Genomic DNA, 12054 nt, shown 5'->3' with positions numbered 1-12054 from the left:
TCCAAAGGTTTCTTTAGTGCTTTCTTAAAGCACCCCATTAACCTGTTGTCCATTTACGAGGCACCATTTATTTAATTTGCTGTATACTCCGTTAATACTTCTAAGGATACATCTATCGCCTCCTAAGTATTATTCTTATCATCTATTTTCTGTTGAATAATTTCTGGCGCACGCATTCCTAAATATTCATACATTGCTTCTTAGAAGCGACCCACAGGTGTTACACCAAATGCTAGGACGTCGCCAGTATAATACATCACAACTACTCACTTAGGATTAATGGGTATTTCAACGTCCCCTTTAATAGTGGATACAACCTTTGTTTGTGATTTAGATGCTGTAGAATGGTCCCCTTGTTAATATAATAAATAATATATTCTCAATAAAATCTTAAAATGTAACATAAAGAAGCACCTTCACTAGGAAAGATGCTTCTATAGTACGTTATTGAGACTATTAAATTAAATTATCGCTCACCTTTTTCTACTATCTTTTATTCGTTAGCCAGTTTGTCAATTCCTCAACCTGAGCCAAGACTGCTGTTGGGTCATAGTACCATGAACGTTCCTCAGGCCAAACATAAAGATGATTATTTTTTACAGCTGGCAGGCTGCCCCATATTGGATCTTTCTTAAAATCTTCAACAGTTCTATCATTTGAAGTCAAAATAATGTAGTCTCCTGCATAATCTGCCAGTACCTCTTCGGAAATCTCAGCCCACTGCTTTTGAATAATTTCTTCAGCTACATTGGCAGGTGGCTTTCGACCAAATGACTGATAAACTGGTTGTCCTCCACGACCAAAGTTATCACCATAAACATAAATAGATTTACCTGCATCTTCCATAATAGAAAAGCTTGCATCTTCTGGGATAATAGCATCTACCTGTGATTTAGCATCAGCAATCTTCTGATCATATTGGGAGAGCCAATCCTTTGCTTCTCGCTCTTTTCCAAGTAACTCACCGAAAAATGTAAGCTCCTCATGTGCATTTTTTAATTCCCCGTATGGGATAACTACAGTTGGAGCAATTTTACTTAAAGCATCATAATTTTCTCCATTACCAGTGATAATCAAATCAGGCTTAAGTCCTAAAATCCTCTCACTCGATGGTTTCCCATATACACCGATATCCTCTACACTTTTCAATGCTTCCTTTAAATAATAGTTTTCAAGAGCTAGGCCAGGAGCTCCCACTGGTTTGACGTCCAATACAAGTAAACTTGCAATATATTCTTCTGCTACAATACGCTGAGGATTAGTCGGAATAACAATCTCACCATTTGTCGTCTGAACCGTTTTTGTCTCCGCTTCATCTTGCTCCGTAGCTGGACTATCGGTCTTTTCCTTTTCTCCACAAGCCGTTAACAGAAGAAGTAATAGAAGAAACAGTGGCGTTATGAATTTTCTATTTTGTTTAAGCATTTTTTCCCTCCATATACATCAATTGATAATCATTCTCAATAATTGTAGAAGAATGCAAATTATCTGTCTATGCATGAAAGTGATGTATTGCCTTGTAATTTTATGATGTCAGTACTTCCATAAGTTTTTGCAATTGAGCTGTGGTAGATAAAGGATCATATCCATAAAATAATTCATACTGATTAATAAAATAGACCTGCTTCTTTTGCACAGCCACAAGTGACTGCCATTTTTCTGAGTGTAATGCTGTTAAAAGCCACTCTTTTCCGAAATCTTTTGTAGGAAGAGCCGTTACAAATATATAATCAGCTGGAAAATGAACGATTTCTTCAATATTAACTGTTAAATATCCTGTTTTTTCTATATTGTGTGTGACAATCTCATCTGGTCGACTAAACCCTAAATCTTCGTATAAGATATGACTCCCCCTTCCATGACTACTATTTATACAATAAGCTGCTTGACTACCTATTTCCCAAACAATAGCAGTCCCCCTTGCCCCAAGCTGTTGATCAAGAAGTTGATTGCACTGAGCTACCTGGGCATCATACTGCTGAAGCCAATTATTATACACCTCTCGTCTATCTACTAAATTGGCAATAAGCTCAAATTGCTCTCGCCAACTTAACTGTCTACATGGCAGCTCGAATACGGGGGCTAAAGACAGTAAAGTTTGTTTTTCTTTGCCGCTGCTGTAGTTAATAATGACATCTGGACGTGCTACTGCTATCTCTTGATAATTTGAAGTAATATCATACTCATAGCCCTTCAATTTCTGTGAGGAAGGAACAGACTTGATATCCTCTAAAAATGGGGAATACACTCCCAACACTGGCGTAATACCTAAGGCCAGTAAGCAGGCAGTATGATTGGCATTCAGTACAATAAGACGTTTTGATTTTTGATAATAAACTGTAGGCGATACACCGACAATTCCTTTAAATTTCCGGCTTAAATAGGTCCCCTCTCTGTAGCCTACTACTTGGGCTAGATCATCTAATTTTGGCATCCCTAGTAATAGTTTTTTCTGAGATTCCCTTATTCTTAATAATGTTAAATATTCGCTATACGTATATCCAGTGTACCTATGAAACGTACGAGAAAAATGTTCGGGACTTACCTGCGCTTTTTCAGCCATTTGCTCTCTTGTTAAGTCTTCATTGAAATTTAAATTCATATAATCAAGTACCCTATCAATCCACAAACCTTCTTGTTGTTTGTGAATACATAAATGGTTGTATAGTTCTTCTAACATTTCACTAAATAGTTTTTGTAAACGAAACGGATTACTTTCGACTGTAATCTTCGCTTCTCTTTCTATCTCTTTGACTAAATTCATGAGACGATATGAGCAATGTTCCATTAAGGTGGTGTCTTGTAATAAATTAATTATATTCGGGCCATATGCACGGTATATAATGACAACCCCTGTACATTCATTTGCTTTAAGTAGTTGAAAATCGTCTACATCATCCACAAACATAATAGAATTTGAGCTAAGCTGAAGCTGTCGACCTTGTAGCGTATAGATGGCATGACCCTCGTAAACTACGATGATTAATGGGTATGCCAAACGCCCTCTTTTATCGCATAATAGTTCTTCTAATTTCACAATTTGAATAGGTTGATAAAAAAATTGGCACAGTACCTCATTATCTTTGTACATTCTAGTTCTATCTCCTAAACTCCAAATTGATATTGATTATCATTTTCATTATAATGGAATAGAATATTAGAAATCAATTACATTGGAGGATTATAGCTTTGATAGATTTTTCAAAAAAGAATTCCATATTTACAGGTATTCTCATTTTTTCGATTCTCTTAACTGCATGTGGATATCAATCAGTTCCATCAGCAGATAAGGCTAACGTTGATCACTCAAATCGTGTATTAACAGATTCATTAGGTAATGAAGTAACAGTCTCCGAAAGTCCCCAGCGTATCATTGCACCCTACCTAGAAGATCACCTCGTTGCTTTAGGCATTAAGCCAGTAGCACAATGGTCAGTAAAAGGTGGGGCTTCTATTCAAGACTACCTTCAGGAATCATTAAAGGACGTTCCAACAATTGGGTTTGACCTTCCCTTCGAAGCAGTTACAAGCTTTAATCCAGATTTAATTGTCATCGGTTCATCAAAAATCGCAGAAGGGAGAAAATACGAGCAATATAGAAAAATTGCGCCTACATATGTAATGGGAGCAGAAGATAATAATTGGCGTAACAAGCTTCTGAAAGTGGGAGAAATTTTTAATCAAGTAGATAAAGCAAAGGAAGTCCTTACAGATTATGATCAATTTGCTAAAGAGGCAAAGGAGGATATTCACAATAAAGTGGGGAACCCTTCCGCCACTGTCATCTGGAATACTAACAATACAATTTATATGGTAAGCGATACAGCCTCGAGTGGTATTGTTCTATATGAGGATCTTGGGTTAAAAACTCCTAGCCTAGTGAAAGAAATATCCGCCTCTGCTGCTGGTGATTGGTCACAAGTATCTTTAGAAAAATTCGTACAAATAGATGCAGACTATCTCTTTGTTATTAACAATAATCGTGCAGGCAGTTCTACATTACTAAACGATCCTCTCCTAGCAAATATACCTGCCATAAAAAATGGCCACGTTTATGAATTTGACCAAAGCTCAAGCTGGTTATATTCCGGGGCCATTGCCAATCGCCAAATCATTGAAAATGTCTTAGATAGTATCGCTAAGTAAAAACCTTCAGTGGCATTGAACTGCACTTCAATCGTTAGGCACACTTTAACAATTGAGGGTGTAGTATTTCTATAGGGAAAAATGTTTTTTAAGAGCAGATACGCCAATCAAAAATGGGTGACAGATATTAAAGAGTTTAATTATTTGGTGAGAAATTTTGTTTATCACCAGTTTATTTAATAGAAATTACATATTCAATATGCTTCTCCTCCAACCTATTCTCTTGTATTAGAAATGTTGGAGATAGCTTTAAACACTCGCCTTCTGAAGACCATTGACTTTTATGCATTTAAAAATCCCGTAAAATTTTAAGTCACACTAATATTTCGTCGTGGTAGGTGAAGCGGAACGCTAATAAAAAATGTTAAATAATAACTAAAATTACAATTTTAATTAACAAAGAAAAATGTTAAAATAATATGAATAACAGTTAGGGGATGAGTAAAATGATGGACAATAAATATAAATTATTAGGACTTTTATGTATTATAATTCCTATATTATCTGCCATATACATTCTGTTAAATAGCAATATTTTAATACCAAAAGGTTATAATCTTGCAATTGATGGATATGTAATATCCAGAAATTTAATGGTTATTTTTTTACTATATTTACTTTCAAAATTAGGGTACTTTCTCTCCACAAAATTAAAACAAGACTAACTATATTAGCTAGTCTTGTTTTTTAATTAATTGTTACTTAGCAGTTATTAATTTAAACTCTCCATGTTGTGGAACCTTAACAGTATAGCTATTACTTTTTAGCACTTTACCAGTTACTAAATCATAATACTCTCTAGTACCCGTTTCCACTTTATAATATACTCTATATCCCATATAAACGGTTTTATTAGGGTCAGCATTCAATGTATACCCTATTGAGCTAGTAATAGATTTTGATGTTGATATCCCTAGTCCATCTATTGCTCCAGATACATCTGTTCCGAAAGTGACACTTTTGGTTGCTGTAATAGAACCGCCTCCTTTGCCTGTCGTTATATTATCAGAAGCTCTTTTGTAGTCCGACCATTCATTGTATGTTTTAACATTTACCTTTCGATATCGAAAATCATTAACAAAATAAGGTGTAACCTCTTCTGAATCAACTTCTACATTCTCTTCTGAATTAATTACCTCTTCTGAATCAACTACTACTTCTTCTGAGTTAACTACCTCTTCTAAATCAACTACTTCTTCTGCTGTTGCTGTTTTCGAATCCATTGTAAAAACAGCAGTAACTACAGATAATAAAATTAAAAATGGTAATATTATCCTTTTAAACATAAAATCATCCTCTTTGTAAATTATTGGTACATTTTTATGTTACCATATTTTTCCCAAATAAAGAAGTGCAATTTTGTTTCTTATCCAAGAAGCCTATGCCGTATACAAATTTACGTTATAACACATGAAAAAAGCAGTAACGATTAAGGTTCACCTCTTGTCATGACTGCCTTTTCACTAAAGCAAGTTATTGTATTTACAAATTTTTTTACATTGTCGGTTAGCTATTGAACTTTGAAAAATTATGTTTAAATGAAGTGTTCCATGTTCTATGCGTTTTTTATAAATCTTTTCAATATCTACATCAGTACTTCAAACAAATTGTCTATGTAACTATGCGCATAGATTTTTGAAGAAATATTCATCATGTTACTATTTTGCCCCCATTAAAATTTTGGTCTACGAAGTGTAAAACTTCCTTCCAGACAATGGTCCAATATTGTAAAATGTCTCGATGCATCAGCCTACGTCAATGCAATTTTTGGATAAACCTCAATGTACTATTTTTAGTTTGTCCATTGTTCTAAGATAAGGTTTAATTTATGCTAACGTATGATAATGATTATCAATTACGGAGGAAAAGATATGAGAAAATTAAATCGGCATATGCTCATTTGTAGCCTTTTACTACTGGTTGGAATCCTATTAACTGCTTGTGGTTCTAACATTCAAGAGACTAGTCAAAAAGAGACAGCAACAGCAGAACCAACAACACGTATTTATAAGGATTATTTAGGTCATGAGGTAGAAATCCCTGTAAATCCTGAGAGAGTGGTTTATCATGGCGAAGGATATGGGGATGTGCTCGCATTAAATATCAAAACAGTTGGTGCGGGTTTCTCCTGGATTACTGATTATGCTTGGGAAGATCGTGTAAAAGATGTGGAGGACGTTGGTTTTCCGATTAATGTAGAGCAAACATTGTCATTAAAGCCAGACCTTATTATTATTGGTACTTCTGATGATAAAACATATTCACAGCTATCTAAAATCGCTCCAACTATAGTGTTTGATACGTTTGCACCGTTGAATGAACGTTTAGCGGAACTGGGCGATATACTTAATAAAAAAGAAGAAGCAACTCAATGGATAGCTGATTATACAGAAAAAGCTGATAACATGTGGGAGTCACTTGTGGCTGATGGGACTGTTAAAGCCGATGAAACTGCATCTGTACTAACATACTATCCAGGGGATCGATTATTTGTAATGGCACGCGCTGGGCTTTCTCAAGTTTTATACGATTCAAATGTACTTAAGCCTGGTAATAAAATTCAAAAAATCCTTGATGATGGCACAGGCTTTGCTGAAATTTCCACAGAGCTTCTTCCTGAATATGCTGGCGATCGTATTTTCATCCTAACGCCAGTAGATGATGAAGCGAAACAGTCGACAAAAGAGATGATGGATAGCCCAATTTGGAAGAGCCTACCTGCTGTTAAAAATGGGCATGTATATATGATTGATATTCAGAAAAGTGATAGCGATGCCTCAACTAGAGAATGGCTATTAACAGAATTACCTACTATGTTAAAAAAATAGATTTAAAGAGACATTTCATCTTTGTTGAAATGTCTCTTTACTTTTTATACAATAAAGTTAATTGATAATCATTTTCATTTAGAAAGGGTGTGAATAAATGGAAGACAATCATTCTTTTAGACATAATTTATTATTTCATTTAGAAGATATTGACTGTATTTCACAGAGCTATCCTTTTATTTGCCCATCACACCATACAATGATACTTTTTACGGATGGCTGTGGGACATTAACGATAGATGACATTCCCTATTTGGTGACCAAAGGAAAGATTTTTCTTATACAACCTCATTCTATGATCGATTTATCGAATCTAACTAATGAATTCTGTTTCTATAAAATAACCTTTTCAGCTTTCCAGCTACAGCAGGAGCTCCCTTCTCCTTATCTAGGACCAATTTTTTCTGATGAAGTGGAGCATACCGTTTATCCGAATACACGATTTATCCGTCTTACAGAAGACATGTATCAATTAAAGACCAAATCAAATTATTTTAAACAGCAAGGAGCTTTATATGAACTATTAAATTTATTATTTGAACATCAGCTTCATAACAACGCCCCATTAACTATGACGAAGGCAGTCGAAGAAACAATCAACTATATACATAAATATTTTCAACGGCCTTTAACAGTTAAAATGTTAGCTGAACTTGCTCATATCGCCCAATGGCAATATAGTTCAATCTTTCAAACTTTAACAGGGAAGAAGCCATTAGATTATATTACAGACTTACGTCTTACAAACGCAAAAGAATTATTACTACAAACTAATGTGCCATTAAAGGAAATTGCTCAACGAGTCGGATTTGATGATGAGTATTATTTTAATCGCCGCTTCCGACAGGTGATCGGTATTCCGCCAAAACAGTTTGCACGACAATATAGGCAACGAACAGTGGTAAAAGATTGGACTGGACATGAAGTCACCATCCCATCCGCCCCCCACCGGATTATTTATCACGGAGAAACCTTTGGGGATATGCTAATCTTTGATGTTCAACCAATAGGCGGTGACAAGAGGTCTATTAGTAAATCCTTTTATAAAAACCATGTTCCTTATATTCAAGATGTGGCCTTTCCCATCAATCTTGAAAAATCTTCGAAGCTAAACCCAGATTTAATTATCTTTACAAATAATGATGAGCAGCAATATCAAGCACTATCATCAATTGCTCCCACTATTACCTTAAATTCTTGGGATTCTTTAGAGGAACGCATCCTTTTATTAGGACAATGGCTTAGCCAGCAACAACGTGCAGAATATTGGCTAACGCGCTATAAAGTCCAAGAAAAAACAATGTGGCAACAGCTACAAACAGTTGTAGCCCCGGGTGAAACTGCAACTGTTTTGACCTTTGATCATGGACAACGCCTTTATGTCATGGGCTGTACAGGTCTATCCCCTGCTCTTTTTCATCCCGATGGATTTACGCCACACGAGCAAGTTAAAAAATTGCTTCAAGCAGGCAAGGGCTATAAAGAAATACTAATAGATCACTTACCAAAGTATGTTGGTGATCGAATCTTCCTGCTCTTATCTGATAAGCCCGAATCGCAAATGGCCACGATGGAATTGATGAATAGTGATATTTGGAAGAATCTCAAGGCTGTACAGCACAACCACTTTTATTTAGTGGACGCAACAAAATGGAATTATAACGATGCCTTTACGAGAGAAAAGTTACTTGGCGCTTTACCTAGATTATTAATTACTGCAAAGTAACATAAATTCAAGGGGTGACACTTTATATGAAGACAGAAAATATGACAGATAAAAAGACCACTCAAATATCATTAAAGGATATACGAGATTATATTGCTAAAAATCATCATCAACCTCTCACAATTGAGCATCTCGCAATTATTTCTGGTCTAAGCTCTAGCTACTTTGGAGAGGCCTTTAAAAAGGCATTTGGACAAAGTGCCACAGATTATTTAACAGAGCTACGTATTGGACATGCCAAACAATTATTACGTGATACCGACCTATTACTACGTGAGATTGCTAGAGAAGTTGGCTACAGTGACGAATTTTATTTTAGTCGTAAATTTAAAAAGGAGGTTGGGGTTTCGCCTTCTGCTTTTAGTAAAATAGCCCGCCAGCGTATTTCTACCTTTTCTGTGTCCACTATTGGAAACTTATTAGCTCTTGACATTATTCCCGTTGCGGCCCCATTAAATGCTAAATGGAGTCCTTATTATTACAATCATTATCAAGACCAAATCCAAGTGCATGTGAATATATTTGATGCAGAATCAGAGGATAACTTTAGAAAATTAGCCTCAGCAAAGCCTGATATTCATATTTTTCAAGAGGAGCCCTCTCTTTCCATGCTTGATTGGCTTCAAACAGTTGGTATTAAAAGTGTATATATTGAGGCAAAGGATTGGCGAACACAACTAAGAGAAATAGCTGTTGCTGTCAAAAGGCAAAGCGTGTGCGAGCATTTCATTCAATCGTACGAACAAAAGGCATTAGAGGCAAAGCAAGAAATTAAACGAGTAACCAAGGAAGATAGCTTTGCCGTTCTACGTTTATGTGGCGACCAATTATTTTTATATTGCAATAAAGGAATTCAGGATGTCCTATTTACCGATTTGCAGCTCTTCCCTATTGATGCACAACAGCAAACATGTAACGAGCCAATTACGCTTGATCAGCTAGTGGACATAAACCCAGATCGTTTACTATTTATCGTTTGTCCAGATTCTCTGACTCGAAATTATTGGCTCACTTTACAATACCTTGATCGTTGGAAAGAGCTCCAAGCTGTAAAAAATGGACAGGTCTATGTTTTGCCATCAAATCCTTGGTTTGAATACTCTGCTATTGCGATAAATCGAATGCTAGATGAAATGTTGCTCATGTTAACCGGAAAAAATCCAAGCTCTTTTCCTGTCCCCGTCCATGGTATCGTATCCGATAGTGAATTATAATTCCATTTGAGAATGATTATCAATGAAAGGAGACATTGAACTACAATGACACACAATGGTCGTAATCAAACGATTATAAAATCTGTCTATATTCTGGCCACTTTCATGCTAGCTATTGGATTACTTTCTGCCTGCAATGCCCAATCAAGCAGTAACGAAAAAAAGGTAGATACTCAGGCAAACCCAGACAATATTAAGGAGCAAAGTGCTTATCCATTAACCATAAAAGATGAGGCTGGCAATGATGTAACATTACCTGCAAAACCCTCTAAAATATTCGCACCTGTTATGGAGGATTCCTTACTAGCTCTTGGTATTAAGCCTACTATGCAATGGTCGAATGGTGTTAAACCACAGCTCTATTTACAAGATCAGCTACAAGGTATACCAGAAATTAGCTTTGCCAGCGGTCCCCCATCTCCTGAAGCGATTATGGCGGACAAACCAGACTTAATTATTTTGCATAATTCCTTTTATGTTGAAAATGGCACCTATGAAAAATACGCAAAAATTGCACCTACCTATGTGTTTAAAAATGCAGCAACTGACATGGAAGCATCAATTAAAATGTTAGGGCAATTACTAGACGAGCCCCATAAAGCACAACACGCCATACAGAATTATCAGGAAAAGGTGGATGCAGCAAAATCAAAGCTGGCTTCCACAACGAAAGGGAAAAAAGTAGCGTTAATTCGCTTTAACGCAAAAGGGATGTTTTTCATGACGGATGAATATTTCAGTGGGTATGTATTAACACATGAATTAGGGTTTGAGCAAAGCAGCTACGTGAAGAATGGTGCGTTCGAAGTATCTTTGGAAATTCTACCCGAATTAGATGCTGATTATATTTTCCTGATCAATGATGGTAATCTTGGAGATTCATTTATAAATGAACTGAAGAACAGTCCTATCTGGCAAAGTACAAATGCCTTTAAAAACAATCAGGTATTTGAAACATCTGAGGATTATTGGCTAAATGGTGGTATTCATGCACAAGAAAAAGTGATAGATGATGTATTGGAGTTTTTAGCGCCATGACAGCAAAGAAACCCTATATAACAGAAACCAATTTTGAGTATGCCATGACGTCCTACAAGCAAGACTATCGAATATTAATTGCTAACCCAACAGACGCACCACCGGTAGATGGCTATGCCGTTATTTATGCATTAGATGGAGATGCCCTTTTCCCAACACTTGCAGAAGCAGTAAAATTACAAACGCGCAAGCCAAAAGGCTATGAGCCCATTCTTGTTATTGGGATTGGCTATCCCTCAAAGGAGCCTTTTGATATGGAACGACGCTGTAACGATTTTACTCTCCCTGTTAGTGAAGCAAAGCTGCCACCACGTCCAGATGGTACACCTTGGCCTCCAAACGGCAAAGCCAATGATTTTCTAGACTTTATTGAATATGAACTAATGCCTGCTGTCGAAAAGGAATGGTCCATTAACAAAAAGAAACAAGCCGTTGTTGGACATTCCTTAGGCGGTCTTTTCACTCTATATGCTTTATGTGAGAGACCCCATTTATTTAGTCATATTGTAGCTAGCAGTCCCTCTATTTGGTGGGCAGACAATGCGATATTAAAAGAAATGGACAGATTTTTTGGAGATTGGAACGGTCAGCATGCTATAAATCTTTTACTCACAATCGGTGCTAATGAGCTGCCCGATATGCTCGAAGGTGCTGACCTAGCGGCTGAACGAATGAAACCATTAAGAGTTAAAAATATTTATACTAATTATGTGAAGTTCGATGATGAGGACCATGTGAGCGTACTACCTTGCATGCTTAGTCGTCTGCCCCGCTTTTTAGATGGTTAGTTGAAAAGCCAAAGTGGATTTATTTCACTTTGGCTTTTTGTAACACACCTCTTCTTTCTTATTTTATCTATATATTTGGAAATCCCTTTAACAGCATGGTCTTTTTCATATTATCACAATTCCATTTATCCCCAACGAAGTGTATTTTATTGTTTTTTATAGCAGATAAAGAGTTCCACAATGGCTCTTGTTTTTAATTCCTCGATTTTATGTTATTTTTCTATCTTTTCCTACAACATCAAGCTACTTTTATATTCTCCATTCTTTGTATTCAAGTGCTTCCTATTGACTCAAGGCTGGCCGGAATATCGATG

General features: G+C 36.2%; 9 protein-coding genes. 6 read left to right on the top strand and 3 right to left on the bottom strand.

From position 1 onward, the window contains the following. Positions 1-486 precede the first annotated feature (486 nt). Positions 487-1425 (bottom strand): ABC transporter substrate-binding protein, encoded by a 939-nt coding sequence (locus ACE1MS_RS00990; RefSeq protein ID WP_012292478.1) that lies wholly within the window; start codon positions 1423-1425, stop codon positions 487-489. Between the two features lie 100 nt (positions 1426-1525). Continuing rightward, positions 1526-3091 carry an ABC transporter substrate-binding protein gene (locus tag ACE1MS_RS00985; RefSeq protein ID WP_447402645.1) on the bottom strand — a complete coding sequence of 522 codons (1566 nt, stop codon included), beginning with the start codon at positions 3089-3091 and terminating at the stop codon, positions 1526-1528. Positions 3092-3189: 98 nt separating this feature from the next. On the opposite strand from ACE1MS_RS00985, the gene ACE1MS_RS00980 reads away from it, so the two are divergent. Next, positions 3190-4146 carry an ABC transporter substrate-binding protein gene (locus ACE1MS_RS00980; protein WP_198696057.1) on the top strand — a complete coding sequence of 319 codons (957 nt, stop codon included), beginning with the start codon at positions 3190-3192 and terminating at the stop codon, positions 4144-4146. A 698-nt stretch (positions 4147-4844) separates the two neighbouring features. On the opposite strand, the gene ACE1MS_RS00975 is transcribed toward ACE1MS_RS00980, so the two are convergent. Continuing rightward, on the bottom strand, positions 4845-5432 hold the full coding sequence (locus ACE1MS_RS00975; RefSeq protein WP_012292475.1) for a hypothetical protein: 588 nt from the start codon (positions 5430-5432) through the stop codon (positions 4845-4847). Between the two features lie 585 nt (positions 5433-6017). Between ACE1MS_RS00975 and ACE1MS_RS00970 the strand changes: the two genes are divergently transcribed. From ACE1MS_RS00970 to ACE1MS_RS00950, 5 genes are all read left to right on the top strand, one after another. Continuing rightward, positions 6018-6974 (top strand): ABC transporter substrate-binding protein, encoded by a 957-nt coding sequence (locus tag ACE1MS_RS00970; RefSeq protein ID WP_036166569.1) that lies wholly within the window; start codon positions 6018-6020, stop codon positions 6972-6974. A gap of 97 nt (positions 6975-7071) precedes the next feature. Then, positions 7072-8700: an AraC family transcriptional regulator gene (locus ACE1MS_RS00965; protein WP_447402644.1), complete on the top strand. Its 1629-nt coding sequence runs from the start codon at positions 7072-7074 to the stop codon at positions 8698-8700. A 26-nt stretch (positions 8701-8726) separates the two neighbouring features. Further along, on the top strand, positions 8727-9914 hold the full coding sequence (locus ACE1MS_RS00960) for a helix-turn-helix domain-containing protein (protein WP_099806268.1): 1188 nt from the start codon (positions 8727-8729) through the stop codon (positions 9912-9914). A gap of 45 nt (positions 9915-9959) precedes the next feature. After that, positions 9960-10952 (top strand): ABC transporter substrate-binding protein, encoded by a 993-nt coding sequence (locus ACE1MS_RS00955; RefSeq protein WP_447402643.1) that lies wholly within the window; start codon positions 9960-9962, stop codon positions 10950-10952. Further along, positions 10949-11740: an alpha/beta hydrolase gene (locus ACE1MS_RS00950; RefSeq protein WP_099806270.1), complete on the top strand. Its 792-nt coding sequence runs from the start codon at positions 10949-10951 to the stop codon at positions 11738-11740. Before ACE1MS_RS00955 ends, ACE1MS_RS00950 begins: the two co-directional genes overlap by 4 nt. The last annotated feature ends 314 nt before the right edge of the window (positions 11741-12054 follow it).

Source organism: Lysinibacillus sp. fkY74-1, from assembly GCF_053165895.1.
This window is presented reverse-complemented; position numbering and strand designations above follow the sequence as displayed.

Excerpts from the sequence above, each read along its gene's own strand:
- ACE1MS_RS00960 (WP_099806268.1), top strand. The coding sequence starts at position 8,727 with ATGAAGACAGAAAATATGACAGATAAAAAGACCACTCAAATATCATTA.
- ACE1MS_RS00950 (WP_099806270.1), top strand. The coding sequence starts at position 10,949 with ATGACAGCAAAGAAACCCTATATAACAGAAACCAATTTTGAGTATGCC.
- ACE1MS_RS00965 (WP_447402644.1), top strand. The coding sequence starts at position 7,072 with ATGGAAGACAATCATTCTTTTAGACATAATTTATTATTTCATTTAGAA.
- ACE1MS_RS00955 (WP_447402643.1), top strand. The coding sequence starts at position 9,960 with ATGACACACAATGGTCGTAATCAAACGATTATAAAATCTGTCTATATT.
- ACE1MS_RS00985 (WP_447402645.1), bottom strand. The coding sequence starts at position 3,091 with ATGTACAAAGATAATGAGGTACTGTGCCAATTTTTTTATCAACCTATT.
- ACE1MS_RS00975 (WP_012292475.1), bottom strand. The coding sequence starts at position 5,432 with ATGTTTAAAAGGATAATATTACCATTTTTAATTTTATTATCTGTAGTT.
- ACE1MS_RS00970 (WP_036166569.1), top strand. The coding sequence starts at position 6,018 with ATGAGAAAATTAAATCGGCATATGCTCATTTGTAGCCTTTTACTACTG.
- ACE1MS_RS00990 (WP_012292478.1), bottom strand. The coding sequence starts at position 1,425 with ATGCTTAAACAAAATAGAAAATTCATAACGCCACTGTTTCTTCTATTA.